General features: G+C 46.1%; 21 protein-coding genes and 1 rRNA gene. 11 read left to right on the forward strand and 11 right to left on the reverse strand.

The genetic code is table 11. The annotated features are described in order from the left end of the window. Window positions 1-269: 269 nt before the first annotated feature. Together CWO27_RS20580 and CWO27_RS23650 are read right to left on the reverse strand one after the other, a co-directional pair. Window positions 270-533, reverse strand: a complete 264-nt coding sequence (locus tag CWO27_RS20580; RefSeq protein WP_009848104.1) for a YihD family protein — start codon at window positions 531-533, stop codon at window positions 270-272. Between the two features lie 131 nt (window positions 534-664). Continuing rightward, on the reverse strand, window positions 665-832 hold the full coding sequence (locus tag CWO27_RS23650; RefSeq protein ID WP_004739323.1) for a hypothetical protein: 168 nt from the start codon (window positions 830-832) through the stop codon (window positions 665-667). Window positions 833-1,115: 283 nt separating this feature from the next. On the opposite strand from CWO27_RS23650, the gene CWO27_RS20585 reads away from it, so the two are divergent. Both CWO27_RS20585 and trhA read left to right on the forward strand, forming a co-directional pair. Then, on the forward strand, window positions 1,116-1,907 hold the full coding sequence (locus CWO27_RS20585) for a sporulation protein (protein WP_048610874.1): 792 nt from the start codon (window positions 1,116-1,118) through the stop codon (window positions 1,905-1,907). Between the two features lie 156 nt (window positions 1,908-2,063). Further along, a complete protein-coding gene (gene trhA / locus CWO27_RS20590) occupies window positions 2,064-2,717 on the forward strand; it encodes a PAQR family membrane homeostasis protein TrhA (protein ID WP_048657830.1) in 654 nt (217 codons plus the stop codon). Here the strand turns inward: trhA and CWO27_RS20595 are convergent. From CWO27_RS20595 to def, 6 genes are all read right to left on the reverse strand, one after another. After that, window positions 2,714-3,289 carry a DUF3157 family protein gene (locus tag CWO27_RS20595; RefSeq protein WP_107899439.1) on the reverse strand — a complete coding sequence of 192 codons (576 nt, stop codon included), beginning with the start codon at window positions 3,287-3,289 and terminating at the stop codon, window positions 2,714-2,716. The two genes, trhA and CWO27_RS20595, sit on opposite strands and share 4 nt — an antisense overlap. 26 nt (window positions 3,290-3,315) lie before the next feature. Continuing rightward, entirely contained in the window at window positions 3,316-4,761 is a 1,446-nt protein-coding gene (locus CWO27_RS20600) for a TrkH family potassium uptake protein (protein WP_065676893.1), read from the reverse strand. Window positions 4,762-4,828: 67 nt separating this feature from the next. After that, entirely contained in the window at window positions 4,829-6,205 is a 1,377-nt protein-coding gene (gene trkA, locus CWO27_RS20605; RefSeq protein WP_004735766.1) for a Trk system potassium transporter TrkA, read from the reverse strand. 109 nt (window positions 6,206-6,314) lie between these two features. Continuing rightward, window positions 6,315-7,595, reverse strand: a complete 1,281-nt coding sequence (rsmB, locus tag CWO27_RS20610; RefSeq protein ID WP_017058774.1) for a 16S rRNA (cytosine(967)-C(5))-methyltransferase RsmB — start codon at window positions 7,593-7,595, stop codon at window positions 6,315-6,317. Between the two features lie 119 nt (window positions 7,596-7,714). Beyond that, complete coding sequence (gene fmt, locus CWO27_RS20615; protein WP_107899440.1) at window positions 7,715-8,680, reverse strand: methionyl-tRNA formyltransferase; 966 nt, start codon at window positions 8,678-8,680, stop codon at window positions 7,715-7,717. A gap of 38 nt (window positions 8,681-8,718) precedes the next feature. Continuing rightward, window positions 8,719-9,231 carry a peptide deformylase gene (gene def, locus CWO27_RS20620; protein ID WP_004735769.1) on the reverse strand — a complete coding sequence of 171 codons (513 nt, stop codon included), beginning with the start codon at window positions 9,229-9,231 and terminating at the stop codon, window positions 8,719-8,721. A gap of 140 nt (window positions 9,232-9,371) precedes the next feature. Here def and CWO27_RS20625 point away from each other — a divergent pair, with 140 nt between their 5' ends. Genes CWO27_RS20625 through CWO27_RS20640 form a run of 4 tightly spaced genes read left to right on the forward strand, consistent with a single transcriptional unit; the run spans window position 9,372 to window position 12,633 of the window. Then, window positions 9,372-10,463 (forward strand): LysM peptidoglycan-binding domain-containing protein, encoded by a 1,092-nt coding sequence (locus CWO27_RS20625; protein ID WP_107899441.1) that lies wholly within the window; start codon window positions 9,372-9,374, stop codon window positions 10,461-10,463. Then, a complete protein-coding gene (gene dprA, locus CWO27_RS20630; protein WP_048657836.1) occupies window positions 10,460-11,572 on the forward strand; it encodes a DNA-processing protein DprA in 1,113 nt (370 codons plus the stop codon). The genes CWO27_RS20625 and dprA overlap by 4 nt, the downstream gene beginning before the upstream one ends. A 2-nt stretch (window positions 11,573-11,574) precedes the next feature. Continuing rightward, a complete protein-coding gene (locus CWO27_RS20635) occupies window positions 11,575-12,051 on the forward strand; it encodes a DUF494 family protein (RefSeq protein WP_048657837.1) in 477 nt (158 codons plus the stop codon). Between the two features lie 12 nt (window positions 12,052-12,063). Further along, window positions 12,064-12,633 carry a DNA topoisomerase family protein gene (locus tag CWO27_RS20640; RefSeq protein ID WP_107899442.1) on the forward strand — a complete coding sequence of 190 codons (570 nt, stop codon included), beginning with the start codon at window positions 12,064-12,066 and terminating at the stop codon, window positions 12,631-12,633. A gap of 105 nt (window positions 12,634-12,738) precedes the next feature. Here the strand turns inward: CWO27_RS20640 and CWO27_RS20645 are convergent, their stop codons facing one another. Both CWO27_RS20645 and purE read right to left on the reverse strand, forming a co-directional pair. Continuing rightward, the gene (locus CWO27_RS20645) at window positions 12,739-13,869 is read right to left on the reverse strand and encodes a 5-(carboxyamino)imidazole ribonucleotide synthase (protein ID WP_102432376.1); all 1,131 of its coding nucleotides are present in this window, start codon (window positions 13,867-13,869) and stop codon (window positions 12,739-12,741) included. A 5-nt stretch (window positions 13,870-13,874) separates the two neighbouring features. Next, complete coding sequence (purE, locus tag CWO27_RS20650) at window positions 13,875-14,360, reverse strand: 5-(carboxyamino)imidazole ribonucleotide mutase (protein WP_017073863.1); 486 nt, start codon at window positions 14,358-14,360, stop codon at window positions 13,875-13,877. A gap of 195 nt (window positions 14,361-14,555) precedes the next feature. Between purE and CWO27_RS20655 the strand changes: the two genes are divergently transcribed. The 4 genes from CWO27_RS20655 to CWO27_RS20670 all read left to right on the forward strand — a co-directional run bounded on the left by CWO27_RS20655 (window position 14,556) and on the right by CWO27_RS20670 (window position 17,244). After that, window positions 14,556-15,113, forward strand: coding sequence for an L-threonylcarbamoyladenylate synthase (locus tag CWO27_RS20655; protein WP_102432375.1), 558 nt, complete (start codon window positions 14,556-14,558; stop codon window positions 15,111-15,113). Window positions 15,114-15,133: 20 nt separating this feature from the next. After that, window positions 15,134-16,051 (forward strand): oxygen-dependent coproporphyrinogen oxidase, encoded by a 918-nt coding sequence (gene hemF / locus CWO27_RS20660; protein WP_102432374.1) that lies wholly within the window; start codon window positions 15,134-15,136, stop codon window positions 16,049-16,051. Between the two features lie 74 nt (window positions 16,052-16,125). After that, a complete protein-coding gene (gene aroE, locus CWO27_RS20665; protein WP_102432373.1) occupies window positions 16,126-16,956 on the forward strand; it encodes a shikimate dehydrogenase in 831 nt (276 codons plus the stop codon). 18 nt (window positions 16,957-16,974) lie between these two features. Continuing rightward, complete coding sequence (locus tag CWO27_RS20670) at window positions 16,975-17,244, forward strand: DUF1488 domain-containing protein (protein ID WP_102432372.1); 270 nt, start codon at window positions 16,975-16,977, stop codon at window positions 17,242-17,244. Here CWO27_RS20670 and CWO27_RS20675 read toward each other — a convergent pair. Next, a complete protein-coding gene (locus tag CWO27_RS20675) occupies window positions 17,241-17,786 on the reverse strand; it encodes a gamma carbonic anhydrase family protein (RefSeq protein ID WP_102432371.1) in 546 nt (181 codons plus the stop codon). The two genes, CWO27_RS20670 and CWO27_RS20675, sit on opposite strands and share 4 nt — an antisense overlap. A 589-nt stretch (window positions 17,787-18,375) precedes the next feature. On the opposite strand from CWO27_RS20675, the gene CWO27_RS20680 reads away from it, so the two are divergent. Continuing rightward, window positions 18,376-18,618: ribosomal RNA gene (locus CWO27_RS20680) — 16S ribosomal RNA — on the forward strand; the annotation flags it as partial.

Raw genomic sequence — 18,618 nt, forward strand, 5'->3', positions numbered from 1 at the left:
TGAAAGTATGGTTTAGAGAACCTGTTGAAATTGAGCTTGGTGCATTTGTTGTTATCGCACTCACTCTTATTATTTTAGAAGATTCTTATGGATGGCGATTATAGCGACAATCTTGTTCTCATTTCTTTAACGCTATCAACCTTTAACAACAAAAGTCATAACAGTTGTGACGAAAAAATAGCGAACAGAAACAAAAAAGCGACCTGGCGGTCGCTTTTTAAATTGAGTGTTTTATCTATACGGCAATTGAGTTCTAAACAAATGGGCGACTAAAGAAGGCCACGTGCTTTTAGAATTGCGGTTTTGAAATCATCTTCTTGGTCTTTTTTCAGGCCTGGGATCATTTCATCTTTTTCGCTGTTGCGCATTTTTAGGTGGTAGATAAGAACATCGTCAGTCAGTTCTTCAAGCTTGCCTTGGTAGCCCGCTTCTTTTGATAGCTTAATGATGAACTCTAATAGGTTAAGCTCTTGATCTTTCTGCCACTCAGGCTCCATCAGTTCAAGCAGTTCTTCAATGCGGTGACACTTCATACTTTATTTCTCCACAAATTTTATAATGATTTGTGGCTAAGGTATCAAATCGGGTAGGGAATACCAATGTGTAAACACATTTCAAGATGGAAGCGGGCAAGAAAAAAGCGCAGTAAAAACTGCGCTTTTTGTTAAGCGGCTTTAATCACTTTTGTTGTAGTCGGTGCTAATAAAGCAGTCTTCTCAACTAGAGTCATTGTAGGAGCCAATTTCTTAGCCGTTGGAGCAGCAACAAAGCCACTACGACGACGCATCGCACTACGGTTGGTGTGCGAGAACCTGACAGCTGTTGGGCGCATTAATTTACCTAACGGTCAGGCATATCCATTGCCAATCTAATGGCCTGATTTACCATGAGCTCCACTTCAATTGCTTGAAGCGTTACTCGTCTGGCTTTCGCCAATCCGAAGAATAAATCAGGATAATGATATGCATGCATATCAAGGCTTAGATTATCACTATCTAAGTTATCGATCGACGCCTGAGTGATAAATAGACGATATTAGAGCTAAAATAGTGTGAGCAGTATATTTGAGTTTGAACCTCTTTCAGGCTTAAGATGATGCTTTAAAGGAGGTGCATATGTCGTTCTTAAAGAAAACGTTAGCAAGTTTTGGAATTGGATCTGCCAAGGTGGATTCTGTATTGCAACAGGAAGTGCTTTATCCAGGTAAGAAGGCGAGCATTATTGTGCATGTCTATGGTGGCGCTCAGCCACAAGAGATCGACAATATCGATCTCAACTTGTGCTGTCGTTACGTTAAAGAAGTTACCATGAACTCGCAAAGGCAAGAAGGTGGTCAAACACGTCGAATGCACCAGACATACTCGTTGGCCAAATGGAGCCTGCCGTATGCCTTTGTTATTCAGCCGGGTGAAACCCGTGATTTTGAATGTGAGTTTGATGTCCCGCTGAACACACCGGTCACGATTGGTGATTCAAAGGTGTGGCTAGAAACCGGGTTGGATATTGCGATGGCAATTGATCCATCGGATAAAGACATCTTAACGGTTCGTCCTGATGCACTCCTCGATGGTATTTTTAACGAACTTGAAGCTCAAGGGCTGCGCATTCGCCAAGTGGAGTGTGAAGCGGTAGAAGGCTTTGAACTGCCATTTGTACAAGAGTTTGAGTTTGTGCCGACTACGGGTCCTTATCATGGCCGCTGGCGTGAGCTTGAAGTTGTTGCCCATCGTGACGAAACTGAGCTTAAGCTTTGGTTTGAGATAGATCGCAATCGCGACGGTGCCAAAGGCATGTTGGCGAGTTTATTGGGAGTGGGCCAGCTACAGCGTCAATTGAGTGTGCCACTCGATACCTCTCCAGAAGAAGCCGGCAAGATGGTACTTGAGTATCTAGATAGCGCCTCTTAATTCGCTTTTTGGTTCTTTAGCTTTAGAGAGCCTAGCCTCATCACACTGTTTAGGCGTCATTGATGTCATAAAAGCTGTCATAAAAATTTAAGCTTACACGTGTAAGCTTAATGTGCAATACTAGGTCAATTGAACATTTACTCTAGTAGGATACTCATGTCTGCATCATCAGCTAGCGAATACAGCGACATCGAAGAACGCGCTAATGCGATAACCCACGGCTTGGGCGTCGTGCTTGGCGTTATTGGTCTGATCTTGCTACTGATTCGCGCGTTTGATTACCAAGCCGACATGTTGACGGTTGCCAGTATGACAATCTATGGCAGCAGCATTATCCTGCTCTTTCTTGCTTCCACGCTTTATCACTCGATCACCACAGAAAAAACCAAGCGTTTACTAAAAACCCTCGATCACTGTGCGATTTATTTACTGATCGCAGGTAGCTACACGCCGTTTTTATTGGTTGGCTTAAGAACCCCATTGGCGATGGGCTTGATGGCGGTTATTTGGGGAATTGCGCTGGTCGGTATCATCATGAAGATTGCCTTCGTTTACCGATTCAAGCGCTTATCGCTGTTCATTTACTTAGCGATGGGCTGGCTATCTTTGATTGTTGTTTATCAATTAGCGATGAACATCGATATAGGTGGTTTGGTGTTGTTAGCGGTTGGCGGGGTGATCTATTCGCTGGGTGTGATTTTCTATGTTGCAAAACGCATCCCTTACAACCATGCAATCTGGCACTTGTTTGTATTGGCGGGTTGCGCTTGCCATTTCTTCGCTATCTATCTGTACGTGACTCCGGTTTAGCGAGCCAGTACTTCAGTAATCTCAGCTTTAATCTGATATTCAGGGTGTTGTTCTAGGTCGATCTTGATTAGCTTGCCTTCTTCACCCGTCTTTGGTCGCAAGTATGTGTCAGCCATACGTTTGATTGATTTCCATACAGCAACTTCTTCTTCTGCCAACAACGTACCCTCTGCAGTAAATACGCTGATGTTAAGTGATACTAAAATGACAGCTTGAGTGCCTTGGTTGGTGATGGCTGTCGGAATGATAAGTTCACCACCTTCATAGCGACTTGCACCCAGTACAACATCCACTCCTGATTGAGACAGCTGTAAGCTTGGCTTTTTACTATTCACTACAATCGTAGTGCCACGCGTGTTCTTCGTAACTGGGACAGCGACTACGGGTACTGCTGCGACAGGCACGGCGATCTCTGAAGTTGTCGCTACTTCTTCCGCTTGTTTCTGTGCCACGTACTGCCACGTAAAGTCGTCTTTCAGCAGTACTTGTTTTCCATCTTGTAGAGTCACCATTTGGTCGGCGAAGGCTGAACTGCTCAGCAGTGCGCTTGCGATAAGTAGGTATGATTTCATCTCTGTTTCCTTAAATATTCGTGCAATTAGCGTCGCCAGAAGGCTGGGAAGAATAGAACGATCAGCGTCAGTATCTCGAGTCTTCCCATCAACATACCAAGGCTTAATAACCACTTTGCAGCGTCTGGCAGCGGCGCAAAATTCCCGGTTGGACCGATCACACTGCCCATGCCAGGACCAACGTTGGCAACGGCTGTGATAGCGCCAGATATACTAGTCACAGGATCAAGTCCCATCGCACTCAAGCCACCTGCAATTAAGATAATCGTAATAAAGAACATCAAACCAAATGCGACCAGTGAGCGCACAATGTCGTCATTCACTGGGCGTTGGTTATAGCGCTGAACAAAGACACCCGATGGGTGGATCAGCTTCATCATTTGTTTATGAAGCATGGTCATCGCGATCTGGAAGCGGAAGATTTTGATACCGCCAGAGGTTGACCCCGAGCACGCGCCCGCCATCATTAAAAACGCAAACAAGGTAGTCGGTAGTGCGCCCCACGCGGTGAAGTCTTCTAAGCCAAAACCGGTTGTGGTGACGACTGATACTATGTTGAACATCGAAACACGCATTGCATCCATGATGGTGTAGTCATCCCTAACCACCAGCCATGTCGATATTACGGCACTGGTGACCAAAAATAGATACGTGAAACCTCTCACTTGAGCGTCTTTGTAGAGGATTGAGAGCTTTCTACCACGCAGTGCGCTAACAAACAGTAAGAATGGCAGACCACCAAGGAACATGAACAGGGTTCCCACCCAGTGAGCACTGTTAGAGAAGTGGTTCATTGAGCCATCTGAGGTTGAGTAACCACCCGTCGACAGTGTTGTGAAGGCGTGATTGATCGCATCAAAGATGCCCATGCCTGCAAACAGATAGCTAATGATGCACAAGCCAGTCAGAACCAGATAAACCGCCACGATGTTCTTCGCGACCGTTTTCGCTCGTGGGCTGCTTTTATCTGACCAATCGGAGGACTCGGTTTGGAATAGGCGCATACCACCGACGTTAAGCATTGGCAGAACCGCTACCGCCATAACGATGAAGCCGATGCCGCCTAACCATTGCAGTATAGAGCGCCACAACAGAATGCTTGGTGCCATGCTGTCTAAGCCGCTCAATACAGTTGAGCCAGTCGTGGTGATACCAGACATGGTTTCAAAATAGGCGTCGGTGAAGCTGATGTGGTTGATGAAGACAAACGGCAGTGCAGCAAAGGCACTGGCAATCGTCCATACCAGAGAGGTGATCAGGAACATGTCCCGTACCCCAAGTCGGAACTTAGCTGAACGGCCTAAACTCAAGCAGATAAACGCCACTATGTGCGTGATCACTACCGACTGACCAAACTCGAGGAAGCCACCGGTGCCTGTAAAAAAGGCAACCAATGTAGGGATGTACATGAAAAGGGCGAGTTTTGATAACACTAACCCTATCACTAATAATATCGGACGAAAGTTGACCATAGCTTAATAGACCATCGCTTTGTGCCGAAGCGTCGTTCTCTGTGAGAACAAGCTTATGGGAACAAGGCTATAAGAAGAACGGGCTCGGTTGGAATAGAGACTCAACATCAGGTACGTATTTCTTGTCCACTAGGAACATAACTACGTGGTCATCTTGTTCGATCACGGTTCTATCGTGCGCGATAAGCACCTCTTCTCCGCGAACAATCGCACCAATAGTGGTGCCCGGTGGTAGTTTTATGTCGCCAATAGCTCGGCCAACCACTTTAGATGTGGTTTCGTCACCGTGAGCAATCGCTTCGATCGCTTCAGCAGCGCCGCGACGCAGAGATGATACGTTTACAATATCAGCACGACGAACGTGAGTGAGCAGCGCAGAAATGGTCGCTTGTTGTGGAGAGATAGCAATATCAATCACACCACCCTGAACAAGGTCGACGTAAGCACCGCGCTGAATCAGTACCATTACCTTCTTGGCACCCATACGCTTAGCCAGCATTGCTGACATGATGTTGGTCTCATCTTCATTGGTTAGGGCAATGAACACATCAACCTGATCGATGTTCTCTTCAGTTAGCAGCTCTTGGTCTGCTGCGTCACCACAGAATACGATGGTGTTTTCTAACTCTTCAGATAGCTTCTCTGCACGAGTGTAGCTGCGCTCAATAAGCTTGATGCTGTAGCTCTGCTCAAGGCGTTTCGCCAAGCTTGCACCAATGTTACCACCACCGACAATCATGATGCGGCGGTACGGTTTCTCTAGGCGTTGCAGCTCACTCATCACTGAGCGGATATGGTTACTTGCCGCTACAAAGAACACTTCATCATCGGCTTCAATGATGGTGGTGCCTTGTGGGCGAATAGGGCGACCTTGACGGAAGATAGCCGCAACACGCGTATCGATGTGCGGCATGTGCTCACGCAAAGCAGATAGGGCGTTACCGACCAGTGGACCACCGTAGTAGGCTTTTACTGCTACTAGGCTAACTTTCTGTTCAGCAAAGCTCACAACCTGCAATGCACCTGGATATTGAATCAGGCGTTCGATGTAGCTGGTCACTAGCTCTTCGGGTGCGATCAGGTGGTCTACTGGGATAGCACCTGATTTGAATAGTGCTTCTTTTTCTTCTAGGTATTGAGGAGAACGAATACGAGCAATTCGGTTTGGCGTATTGAAAAGAGAGAAAGCAACCTGACACGCAGCCATATTGGTTTCATCCATATTGGTTACGGCAACCAACATGTCGGCATCTTGCGCACCTGCTTCACGTAGTGTATTTGGGTGGCTGGCATAACCGTTTACAACCCTAAGGTCGTACTTATCCTGAAGTTCACGAAGTCGGTCAGCATTACGGTCGACAATGGTGATGTCGTTGTTTTCACCAACTAGGTTTTCAGCAAGGGTACCGCCAACTTGTCCAGCTCCTAGGATAATGATCTTCATAGCCTTTCTCTTATTTTTGCCGTTGTAATTCTAGTGCGTGCATTTTGCTTCGATAATGCACTAGAAAGAAACAGCGGCTAAGAAATAAATTCTTAGCCGCTGTTAGTTGTTATGCCTGTTTTACTAGAACTGCGTAGTAGAAGCCATCCATATCTTCTTCCCCAGGCAGTATTTGACGACCCGGATTTTCGATATCAGACCCAACCAGCGTTGCGTTCTCTGTACGTGCTAGGAATGCTTTCACTTGCAGCACGTTTTCTTGCGGCGTGATAGAACATGTCGCATAAACCATGGTGCCGCCTTCTTTCAGCTGACGCCACATAGCATCCATAATCTCGCTTTGCAGTTCAGCCAGCGCGTCAATGTCAGATGCACGACGTAGCCACTTGATGTCAGGGTGACGGCGAATTACGCCAGTCGCTGAACAAGGTGCATCAAGCAGAATACGGTCGAACTTATCACCCATCCACCACTCTTCAGGGTAGCGAGCATCGCCACAAATTACGTCGGCACGTAGTTGCAGACGCTCAAGGTTATCGTAAACACGGTCTAGACGTTTGATGTCGCAGTCAATCGCAACCACTTCAGTATCTTGAGTGTGCTCAAGAATGTGTGCCGTTTTACCACCTGGCGCAGCACAGCAATCTAGGATCAGCTCACCATCTTTTGGTGTTAGGTAATCAACCGAAAGCTGAGCAGCAGCGTCTTGCACAGATACCCAACCTCTGTCGAAGCCTGGAAGCAAAGTAACATCACAAGGTGCAGCTAATTTTATGGCATCGGCTGCTTCAGGGTGCAATGTGTATTCAATGTTTTCGTTTTTAAGCAGTTCAACATACTCGTCACGAGTGTGGTGTTGGCGGTTAACGCGCAGCCACATTGGTGCCTTGCTGTTGTTTGCTTCAACCAGTTGCTCCCATTGATCTGGGTAGCTCTCTTGAAGCATTTTTAGAATCCAGCTTGGGTGGCCGTATTTGCCTGCATTGTGGCTAACGGCTTTCTCGTCTAGTTCTTCTTGGTCACGTAGGTAGCTACGTAGTACAGCGTTGATCAAACCACTTAGGCTTGGGCCGCGCAGTGTTTTAGTACCCTCAACCGTTTCAGCAACCGCGGCATGCGAAGGGATACGCATGAAGCTTAGTTGGTAAATGCCCACCAAGATTAGGTGGTGGAAGACACGCTTTTTACCTTTAAGCGGGTTTTCCATTAGTTCGTTAGCGATTGACTCTAAACGAGGCAGGTAACGAAGTGCGCCGTAGCAAATCTCTTGCAGTAGAGCATGGTCTCGCGGACGGATCGTTTTTTGAGCCGCAGGGAGAGCGTGTGAAAGAGAGTGGCCTTTATCGACAACTTGGAATAGGACATTTGCAGCAGCAGCGCGAACATTCATGAGGGGTACCGAATATTTATTTGAATACATGAGGGCATCTCTACCCTCGTAAAGGTTTTCTAAACTGTGTTTTTACAAGCTACACGTTTTTAAGTGCCTATTGAGTAGCTTTAAAGCGGTTAAGAGAGTTGAGTACCAACTTCAAACCAGCTTGCACGTGAGTTCAAGATGTCTTGAACTGACATAGCTTTTTTGCCTGGAACTTGTAGCTGTTCCAATACTAGTACTTTGTCGCCAGTCGCAACATAAATACCAGTCTTATCTGCTTTGATGATTGAGCCAGCTGGCGCAGATGTCGATTCTTCATCAACACGCGTCTGCCAAACTTTAATGCTTTTTTCATCATTAGAGCTGCTATCAACAATCGCAAAGTGACTCATTGGCCACGGGTTGAAAGCGCGCACACAACGTTCGATGTGTTCTGCACTGTCATTCCAATCAATTTTAGCTTCTTCCTTGCTCAGCTTCTTCGCGTAGTTAGCAAGTTCGTCGTCTTGCTTCTCAGCAACAGCCTTACCAGAAGCGATGTCTGCTAAACACTCAACAAGAGCATCAGGACCAAGACCAGCTAACTTTTCGTACATTGACGCACTGGTATCTGTTGCTTCGATTGGTAGCGTCGCGATGCTGAGCATATCACCGGTATCTAGGCCGATATCCATCTGCATGATCGTCACGCCAGTCTCTTTATCGCCCGCCCAGATAGAGCGTTGAATCGGAGCAGCACCACGCCAGCGCGGCAGGATAGAGCCATGCACGTTAATACAACCCAAGCGAGGCGTATCTAGTACAGCTTGTGGAAGAAGTAAGCCGTATGCGACAACAACCATGATGTCAGCATTCAAATCTGCTAGCTCTTGCTTAGCTTCATCTGACTTGAAATTTTCTGGTTGGTAAACCGGAATATTGTTTTCAAGTGCGATGTTTTTTACTGGGCTCGCAGTCAGTTTTTTACCGCGGCCTGCTGGACGATCTGGCTGTGTGTAAACAGCAATAACTTCATGCTCCGAAGACAACAACGCCGCCAAATGACGGGCGGCGAAATCCGGAGTACCTGCGAAGACAATTCTTAAAGATTGACTCAAGGTAGACTTCCTTCTTAATTTAGTAATAGCAGCGGTTATTAACCTTGTTTCTCGTTGAAACGTTTAATCTTCGCTAGCTTATCTTGAATACGTTTGCGCTTTAGTGGCGATAGGTAATCAACAAACAACTTGCCTTCTAGGTGGTCAAGTTCGTGCTGAACACAGATAGCCAGAAGGTCGTCAGCGTCGAATGTGAATTCGTTGCCTTCACGGTCTAAAGCTTTAACCGTTACTTCTGCAGCGCGAGGTACTAGAGCTCGAGCGCCTGGTACAGATAGACAGCCTTCTTCGATACCATCTTCGCCACGTTTGTCGGTAATTTCAGGGTTGATCAGAACCATAGGCTCGTCACGTGTTTCTGAAATATCGATAACAACGATGCGTTGGTGGAAATCTACTTGCGTTGCAGCAAGGCCGATACCTTCTTCGTCGTACATGGTTTCAATCATGTCATCAACGAACTTTTGAATCTCTGGGGTAACTTCTTTTACCGGTTTCGCCACGGTACGTAGGCGATCATCTGGTAATGTTAATACTTGTAATACAGACATATACACTCGAAATATTGAACTGTGCCGAAACAGCTTAAACCTTGTTGGCTCAATTCTAGACATTTTAGAGGTCAAATGACAGCATCCTGAAGGTAATTCTCTAATCAGATGTCATATATTCAGACCAAGGAACCTAGGTCATGCGTCATTTTTTCCCCGCTTTATCTCTTATTTGTGCCTCGCTTTCGTTCGCCACTATGGCTGAAAATAGTGAACAACCTTTAACCATTAAACAAGGAGCACCCGAAGCGTATGTGGTGGTGAAGGGCGATACTTTGTGGGATATCTCTGCGATGTACCTCGATAGTCCATGGCTGTGGCCGAGGTTATGGCAGGTAAACCCTGAGATAGAAAATCCTCACCTTATTTACCCCGGAGATAAATTGTCGCTGGTTTGGATTAATGGCGAGCCTGTCTTGAGCCTCAAACCCGTCATTAAGCTAAGCCCTAAGATTCGTGTATCAGAGAAGAAAGCGGTGCCAACCGTCAATGAGGGGCTGGTTCTGCCTTATCTGCAATCTGATCGCTTGGTTGAACAGCAAGATATTCAATCGGTTCAACGAGTGTTAGGGACCAGTGATGGTAAGAGATTCTTATCGGGTGAAGACCGGTTGTTTATCTCGGGCAACCAACAACATCAAAAGTGGGGTATCTACCGCGCCGTTGAAACCTACCAGCGACAGCAACCTCAAGCGAGTATGACCTCGTTGCGTTTGGTCGCCACGGCACGCTTAAAAGAAGTGGACGCTGAGTTCAGTAGCTTACAGATAGAGACTCAGCTGCAAGAAGTACTGCTTAACGATCTTGTGTTGCCAGAGCTTGGTGTTGATCAGGTGAAGCTCTCAACCACATTTTATCCAGCGCCTAGTGCGGCGGGTCAGTTTGCCAATATCTTGGGTTCATTGGATGGCAGCCAATACAGCGCAAAGAATCAGGTCGTTGTTATCAACAAAGGCTCGCAGGACAACCTTCGCCAGGGCTCTATGTTCACCCTTAGCGAGAGCGGGGCTGTGGTGTTTGGTAAGCAAGGTGAATACAGCTATAAAGAATCAGCGGCGAGCGATAAGGTGCAATTGCCAAGTACGTCACTGGGTAGTTTGATGGTCATTCGCCCTTACGAGTATTTTAGTTTGGCGTTGATCACTCAAAGCTCCAAGCCGGTTAGTAATGACATTCTGGCGGTATCGCCTTTGGATCTTGCGTTGACGGAAGAGGTTAAGGGCACCGAGTGAATGAGCAACAACTGAGTGCTTGGTTAACTTTAAGTTTTGTTCCGCAGTTGGGTGGCAAGCGCCTTTCTCGACTGCTGAGCATTGATTCCCCATCGAATATTGTTGGTTACTCCAGCCAACAGCTGCAAGCGATTGGTTTGTCAGCCAAGCAAATCTCCTACTTAAGACAGCAAGCCCCTAAAGAAGTGGAGGCTTGCCTGGCGTGGCAAGCGAGTCAGACCAACCATCACATCATTACCCCTAATTGTCCTCATTATCCCAAACTGCTGAACGAGACAGCCTCCGCACCAAGTGTGCTTTTCGTTAAAGGTCATGTTGAAAAACTGATTGAGCCTCAAATCGCGATGGTCGGTAGTCGTAACGCCAGTCTCGAAGGGCTGCAAACTGCGAAGTCCTTCGCTAAAGAGTTTGTCCAAAACGGCTTGATTGTCACCAGTGGTTTAGCGCTCGGTATCGATGGCTATGCTCATGATGGTGCTCTAGATAAAGGAGGGGAAACTTTTGCTGTGTTGGGCTCTGGCTTGGATTCCATTTATCCTGCGCGACACCGAAATCTCGCGGAGAGGATCTGTGAAAATGGTGCGTTGATTTCAGAATTCCGCCCAAACGCTAAACCTCGACCTGAACATTTCCCACGGCGTAACCGTATTATAAGTGGATTGTCTTTGGGGACTCTCGTCGTTGAGGCGGCCGAGAAAAGCGGTTCTTTGATTACGGCGCGTTATGCGATGGAGCAAGGTCGCGAAGTGTTTGCGCTTCCCGGTTCGATTCATAACCCAACCAGTCGCGGAGGCAACAGTCTAATTAAGGCAGGAGCATGTTTGGTACAGAGCGCTCAAGATGTTCTAATTGAAATAAAGAGTCTGTTAGACTGGTCTATAGATCAGCAGCCCAGTTTGTTCGAACCTACGCCGAACAAGAGTGAAAATGAACAATTGCCATTTCCACAGCTGTTAGCTAACGTAGGATTAGAGGCGACACCCGTTGATATTTTGGCACAGAGAACCCATATACCTGTGCATGAGGTCATGATGCAGCTTTTAGAGCTTGAGCTCTCAGGGCATGTTGTTGCAGTTTCCGGTGGCTATATTCGAAAGGGGAGAGGCTAGCTATGATGATGGACATACTGATGTACTTGTTTGAAACCTACATCCATAGCGATTCTGAATTGCAGGTGGATCAAGATGAGCTGGAAGATGAGCTTCTTCGAGCAGGGTTTCACCAAGACGATATTTATAAGGCCCTCCATTGGTTAGAAGATCTTGCTGCACTGCAAGATACCGACAACCAAGCGGCGATTACTATGTGCTCCAATACCTCGATGCGTGTTTACACCAGTCGAGAGGTATCGCGTATTAATATGGAGTGTCGAGGTTTCTTACTGTTCCTAGAGCAGATCAACGTGCTCACGACAGAGATTCGTGAAATGGTTATTGATCGTGTGATGGGGCTTGAGACCAACGAATTTGAATTGGATGATCTGAAATGGATTATCTTAATGGTGCTATTTAATGTGCCGGGTAATGAAAGTGCTTACACGCAAATGGAAGAGCTGTTGTACACCAAAGAGCAAGGCATCTTGCATTAATACAGGCTTGTCATGAGTAGTAAGATTGATAATCAGCTTTTTTCAGCACATGAACATGCGTTAGAGCATGAACCATGTCCGCAGTGTGGTGGGGAGCTTCAGCTTCGCCATGGTAAGCACGGCCCATTTTTAGGCTGTAAGCAGTATCCGAGCTGTGATTACATCAAGCCTCTTCATCAAAATGATGGTCATGTGGTGAAAGAGCTAGGCGTTCCGTGTCCTAAGTGCCAAAACGAATTGGTATTAAGGCAGGGGCGCTTTGGGATGTTCATTGGTTGTAGTTGTTACCCAACGTGTAATCACATCGAATCTTTGGATCAACCGAAAGAACAACCTGAAGAACAGCCACTTGTTGCCTGCCCTGAGTGTGGTCGAGGCCACTTGGTTGAGCGTAAATCTCGCTATGGTAAAACTTTTTATGCGTGTGATAACTACCCTAAGTGTAAGTTCGCCGTTAATCAGCCACCAGTTATAGGTCGTTGTGAAGAGTGCCAGTTCCCGTTGTTACTTGAGAAGAAAACAGCCAGTGGCACTAAGAAGCAATGTGCTGATCGCAAGTGTCATCACATTCAATCTCAGTAGTCATGTTAATCACAGTAAGTGAATGACCAGAAACAAAAAAACGGCGCTCAATGAGCGCCGTTTCTATATCCAATGAACTTTTTATATCAATAAACCAATGTAGGCTTACTTCATCTGCTCAGCAAACTCATGCACAGCAGGGTAGGCTTGCTGATCAAGAATATCAGACAATGAGCACAACGCTCTTTGCAGTTCTGCGTTGTAATCAGCGCTCACATTAATGTGGCCCATCTTACGACCTGCACGCTTCTCTTTACCATACCAGTGAACATGACAGCCGCCTTGAGCCAGAATAGCCTCAGGTAGAGTATCTTCACCAAGAATGTTGATCATTGCGGTTGGACGAATCAGCTTGGTGCTACCTAGTGGCATCCCACACACGGCACGCAGGTGGTTTTCAAACTGACAAGTTTCAGCGCCTTGCTGTGTCCAGTGGCCAGAGTTATGAACACGTGGTGCAATCTCGTTAACCAGCAGTGAACCTTGAACATCAAAGAACTCTAGCGCGAGTACACCAACGTAATCTAAGCGTTCAGCAATGGCAGTGAACATGGTTTTCGCTTGCTCTTGCAGTTCAATGTCATCAATCGCTGTCGATAAGCTCAATACGCCGTCGGTGTGAACATTTTCAGCCAGTGGATACACTTGAATCTCGCCATTGGTACCACGAGCACCAACCAGTGATACTTCGCGGTCAAACGGAACAAACTCTTCAGCCACAATCGCTTGGTTGTCTGTTGCGGCAATGCACTCAGCCATTTCTGCCCAAGTTACGTCAACATTGTCTAATGCCTTTAAGCGCCACTGGCCTTTACCATCGTAGCCGCCAAGTGTACTCTTCAATACCATTGGTAAGCCAACGTGAGCGATCGCTGCGTCAAAGTCTTCGCGAGAGTTGATCACGTAGTATTTAGCATTCTTCACGTTCGCTTCGTCTAACAGCGCTTTTTCAAGGCGACGGTCACCGCCAGCTTTGATTGCTTCTGTTGTCGGTAAGAACTTACCGCTGCGCTCACATACCTCAAGCACATCATGAGGGATGTGTTCGAACTCAGCAGTAATGACGTCCGCGCGATCTATCGCATTTTCTAAGCCGTTGCCTAGAATCGCTTGCGTTAATGGGTGAACAATATTTTTGCTGCCAACATCAAAAGCAGAAATTTCAATATTCAGCGGTGCCCCAGCTAGGGACATCATGCGAGCAAGTTGGCCCGCGCCTAACACAAGAACATGCATGGGAATTAGTCCTCTGCAGGGTTTGGATTTGCAAGTACCGTTTCTGTTTGCTCAGAGCGGAACGCTTCTACTTTTGCCATCACATCTTCATTGTGTGTACCAATTATTTGCGCTGCTAGGATACCAGCGTTCGCTGCACCAGCTTCACCGATAGCCAGAGTACCTACCGCGATACCTTTTGGCATTTGCACGATAGAAAGTAGCGAGTCCATGCCTTTCAATGCTTTAGATTGAACTGGAACACCAAGAACAGGTACGCTTGTGAAGGCAGCTGCCATGCCTGGTAGGTGAGCTGCACCGCCAGCGCCAGCAATAATCACTTTAATACCACGCTCTTTCGCACTGGTTGCGTAGTCTGCAAGCAACTGAGGTGTGCGGTGAGCAGAAACCACTTTTGTTTCGTACGCCACGCCAAACTGATCCAACATTTCTGCAGCTAGCTTCATTGTTGGCCAATCAGATTTAGAACCCATGATAATACCGACAGTCATCTCAAACTCCTTCAGGTACGATTTAATTAGTGATTAGATATTTTGCGCGCATTATACGGGTAAAATTGCCCAAGGAAAACGTTTGCGTCAGTCTAAGTTGTTAATTGATACATTTTATAAACAAATAGCTTTAGTCACAGTGAATGATAATTTGTACACTTAGTGAGTTAGATAACTGAATTAATGAGGCAACCCGTGGATAACTTTCAACATACTTTGCAGGCATTGCAACAAGGTGAAGTCATTGCTTACCCGACCGAAGGCGTTTTTGGGGTCGGTTGTGATCCAGATAATCCACAAGCCATCCAGAAATTACTCGAGTTAAAACAGCGCCCGGTTGAAAAGGGCTTGATCTTAATAGCTGCAAGCTACGAGCAACTGTTACCTTACATAGATGAAAGCCAATTGACGGAAGAGCAGCTGACGACAGTAAAAGCCACATGGCCAGGCCCGGTAACTTGGATTATGCCAACCAGTGCTAAGGTGACAGACTGGGTGAGTGGTCAGTTTGATTCAATCGCTGTGCGAGTGACGGATCACCCTTTGGTTCAAAGAATGTGTAATGAATTCGGTAAGCCGTTAACCTCTACCAGTGCTAACCTGACGGGCGAACCGCCTTGTATGACGACTGAAGAAGTTCAGCAGCAACTCGGCCAACATTTGGTGGCTATTCTCGAAGGTCAAACGGGTGGTCGTGACAAGCCAAGCGAAATTAGAGATGCAAAAACGTCGAAAATATTAAGACAGGGTTAAACCCTGCAAAGGAAAGTAAAATGTCAGCAATTGATAAAGAAGCAGTAAAGCAGTTTTTACTGAACCTACAAGATTCGATTTGCCATCAGCTTGAACAAGCTGATGGTAGTGCACTATTTGAAGAAGATGCATGGGAGCGCGAACCTGGCGAACGCCTCGGAGGAGGAGGTCGTACTCGTGTGATGACTGATGGTGCGGTCTTTGAGCAAGGTGGTGTTAACTTTTCTCACGTTGCAGGTAAGGCAATGCCAGCGTCAGCAACCGCTCACCGCCCTGAATTAGCCGGGCGTAAGTTCGAAGCGATGGGTGTATCGTTAGTTATCCACCCTAAAAACCCTTATATCCCAACCTCACACGCCAACGTACGATTCTTTATTGCCGAAAAGGAAGGGGAAGACCCTATCTGGTGGTTCGGTGGTGGTTTTGATTTAACACCATTCTATCCTTTCGACGAAGATTGCCAGTATTGGCATCAAACCGCTAAAGACCTGTGTGCACCATTTGGTGATGACGTTTATCAAGAACACAAGGAATGGTGTGACAAGTACTTCTATCTGCCTCACCGAGACGAAACTCGTGGTGTTGGTGGTCTGTTCTTTGATGATCTGAATGAGTGGGGCTTTGAAAAGAGCTTTGCTTATATGCAGGCGGTCGGTGAAGGTTTTGCAGCCGCTTATTTACCCATTGTAGAACGACGCAAAGAGACGTCTTACGGTGAGCGCGAGCGTGACTTCCAACTTTATCGTCGTGGTCGCTATGTTGAATTTAACCTCGTGTATGACCGTGGCACCTTATTTGGTCTGCAAAGCGGTGGGCGCACAGAGTCTATATTGATGTCTATGCCGCCATTGGCTCGTTGGGAATACCGCTACGAACCACAAGCGGGTTCACCGGAAGCTCTGCTTTATAGCGACTACCTAAAGCCTCGAGTTTGGTAGTTCTTCCTTCCTTATAGGGATAGTGATAGGGTCATCTATATAGATGACCTTTTTTATTTCTGTTAGGTAAGGATATGACACAGCAAGTAGATCGTTATGCCGTTTTCGGTAACCCTATTGGGCAAAGCAAATCGCCATTCATTCACACATTATTTGCTCGCCAAACCAGCCAACAACTTACCTATACAGCACTGCAGCCAGAGCATGGTGAATTTATCACTGCTGCCAAATCCTTTTTCAGCGAAGGTGGTCGAGGATGTAATGTCACAGCGCCTTTTAAAGAAGATGCCTATCAGTTTGCCAATCGCCTAACTGAGAGGGCTGAGCTAGCCGGTGCCGTAAATACCCTTAAGAAGTTAGATGACGGAGAGATCATTGGTGATAACACCGATGGTGAGGGTTTAGTTCAAGACCTGCTTCAACATCAAGTGACGCTAAAGGGGGCACGTATTCTTCTTCTTGGCGCTGGTGGTGCTGCGAGAGGAGTGATTCAACCTCTTCTCGACCAAAAGCCACAACAGTTGGTGATCGCTAACCGAACCAGTTCAAAAGCAGAACTATTGGCTGAGATGTTTTCGTCGCATGGAAATATCAAAGGTATGGGGCTAAGTGATGTTAATGATGGCTTTGATGTCATTATTAACTCGACCTCATCAGGTCTAAGCGGTCAGCTCCCTGAAGTTTCCGATGTAATCTTTAATACAAACAGCGCCGTTTATGACATGGTCTACGGATCTGGAACGACAGTATTTAATCAGTGGGCGTTAGATAACGGTGTTCATGCTGCTTATGATGGTTTGGGTATGTTAGTGGGGCAGGCTGCAGAGAGCTTTATGCTTTGGCGTGGCCTTCGTCCGGGAACAAAACAGATTTTAAGAGAATTACGTAAAAACCTAGAGATGTAATGAGGTATTTATAAAAAAATGAATCAATCAATTCTATTTCCAGATATCCAAGATTGGAATGAAGAGAATCAAACAATCACCTTCCCTGCACAACAGTCGGGCGCATTGATTGAATGTGTCATGTCTATTGAAGAATTATCACGATTGGCAGGTAAAGAGATAAAAGAGGGCGATCAAGCTTTAGTTATCTTTTCTGAGTTACGTTTCGATATTGAAGAGCTAGCGGAAGAGTTAATAGAAGAAGAGGAGTATGACTCCTCTAATCGGATTCAGATCAAAGCGCTTTAGACTGGAAGTACAGAGTCTAGATAGTCGTTTTTATTCTGAACATAGTTGTCAGCGGACTTCTGTAAAAAGGCACGCTCTTTATCATTTAATGGGCGTGCTTGTTTTACTGGGCTTCCTACATATAGGTAACCGCTTTCAAGTACCTTATTAGGCGGCACTAAGCTACCAGCACCAATCATGACTTCTTGTTTGATAATCACGCCATCCAACACGATAGCTCCCATGCCAACAAGTACACGATCTTCAATTGTGCAGCCATGCAGCATTACTTTATGTCCGATAGTGACATCATTACCTATTAATAGAGGATAACCCTCAGGGTTTTCTGCATTCTTATGGGTGACGTGCAAAACGCTGCCGTCTTGGATATTCGTTCTATCTCCAATATGAATGTGGTTTACATCTCCTCGAGCTGCAACCAAAGGCCACACGCTAGAGTCGTCACCGATTTTGATATCACCAACCAGTACCGAACTTGTATCTATATAGACGTCTCGCCCGATCTGAGGTGATATACCTTTATAACTGCGTATTGAACTCATAAATCCTCCTTTATATAGGCACCTTAAGCCCTTAATTAAGAGGAATACTAGTGAAAATGGCGTGTTTTGAACAAAAAACGCTCGAACAATCAAAAAAGTAAGAAAAACTTCAAAAAGGGCTTGCCAGTGTGATCGAAATCTCTATAATGCGACCTCGTTGAAACGGGAAGGCTTCGTAAGAAACCAAAACGAATCAGCAGGTCAAATTAGCCAAGCTAAGCGCTTGAAAAAAGTTTTGAAAATAGTGGTTGACACTAAAACTTAAATCGCTAAAATGGCCGTCCGATTTGAGCGAAGCTCAAAAAGGAAAAGCTCTTTAACAATTTAAACCTATCAATCTGTGTGGGCACTCGTTGATGAATATCAAAACGTTATTACTTAGGTAATAGCAGTTACTTCGGTAACAAAATTGATTTCAATGAACTGAGTGACCAATACGTTTAACTACTTGTAGTTATTCGGCACAGTCAATTCATTATCATTCTGTTGGAATGGTAATAGCTTTAGAATTACATGTTCACGTTCCTTTTTCGAAAAGAGCGAATGAATATTAGTTTTGAAGTCAGTATTCGTTGAGTCACAAAATCTTAAATTGAAGAGTTTGATCATGGCTCAGATTGAACGCTGGCGGCAGGCCTAACACATGCAAGTCGAGCGGAAACGACACTAACAATCCTTCGGGTGCGTTAATGGGCGTCGAGCGGCGGACGGGTGAGTAATGCCTAGGAAATTGCCTTGATGTGGGGGATAACCATTGGAAACGATGGCTAATACCGCATAATGCCTACGGGCCAAAGAGGGGGACCTTCGGGCCTCTCGCGTCAAGATATGC

Origin of the sequence: Vibrio sp. 10N.286.51.C3, assembly GCF_003050065.1 — a bacterium.
GTDB classification, from domain to species: Bacteria; Pseudomonadota; Gammaproteobacteria; order Enterobacterales; family Vibrionaceae; genus Vibrio; species Vibrio crassostreae.

Bases quoted from the DNA above. Each gene is read 5' to 3' on its own strand.
- CWO27_RS23650 (WP_004739323.1), bottom strand. From the start codon at position 832: ATGCGCCCAACAGCTGTCAGGTTCTCGCACACCAACCGTAGTGCGATG.
- def (WP_004735769.1), bottom strand. From the start codon at position 9,231: ATGTCTGTATTACAAGTATTAACATTACCAGATGATCGCCTACGTACC.
- hemF (WP_102432374.1), top strand. From the start codon at position 15,134: ATGTCAGCAATTGATAAAGAAGCAGTAAAGCAGTTTTTACTGAACCTA.
- aroE (WP_102432373.1), top strand. From the start codon at position 16,126: ATGACACAGCAAGTAGATCGTTATGCCGTTTTCGGTAACCCTATTGGG.
- CWO27_RS20580 (WP_009848104.1), bottom strand. From the start codon at position 533: ATGAAGTGTCACCGCATTGAAGAACTGCTTGAACTGATGGAGCCTGAG.
- CWO27_RS20595 (WP_107899439.1), bottom strand. From the start codon at position 3,289: ATGAAATCATACCTACTTATCGCAAGCGCACTGCTGAGCAGTTCAGCC.
- CWO27_RS20625 (WP_107899441.1), top strand. From the start codon at position 9,372: ATGCGTCATTTTTTCCCCGCTTTATCTCTTATTTGTGCCTCGCTTTCG.
- purE (WP_017073863.1), bottom strand. From the start codon at position 14,360: ATGACTGTCGGTATTATCATGGGTTCTAAATCTGATTGGCCAACAATG.
- CWO27_RS20640 (WP_107899442.1), top strand. From the start codon at position 12,064: ATGAGTAGTAAGATTGATAATCAGCTTTTTTCAGCACATGAACATGCG.
- CWO27_RS20585 (WP_048610874.1), top strand. From the start codon at position 1,116: ATGTCGTTCTTAAAGAAAACGTTAGCAAGTTTTGGAATTGGATCTGCC.
- trkA (WP_004735766.1), bottom strand. From the start codon at position 6,205: ATGAAGATCATTATCCTAGGAGCTGGACAAGTTGGCGGTACCCTTGCT.
- CWO27_RS20600 (WP_065676893.1), bottom strand. From the start codon at position 4,761: ATGGTCAACTTTCGTCCGATATTATTAGTGATAGGGTTAGTGTTATCA.
- CWO27_RS20670 (WP_102432372.1), top strand. From the start codon at position 16,975: ATGAATCAATCAATTCTATTTCCAGATATCCAAGATTGGAATGAAGAG.
- rsmB (WP_017058774.1), bottom strand. From the start codon at position 7,595: ATGAATGTTCGCGCTGCTGCTGCAAATGTCCTATTCCAAGTTGTCGAT.
- CWO27_RS20635 (WP_048657837.1), top strand. From the start codon at position 11,575: ATGATGATGGACATACTGATGTACTTGTTTGAAACCTACATCCATAGC.
- CWO27_RS20675 (WP_102432371.1), bottom strand. From the start codon at position 17,786: ATGAGTTCAATACGCAGTTATAAAGGTATATCACCTCAGATCGGGCGA.
- trhA (WP_048657830.1), top strand. From the start codon at position 2,064: ATGTCTGCATCATCAGCTAGCGAATACAGCGACATCGAAGAACGCGCT.
- CWO27_RS20645 (WP_102432376.1), bottom strand. From the start codon at position 13,869: ATGCATGTTCTTGTGTTAGGCGCGGGCCAACTTGCTCGCATGATGTCC.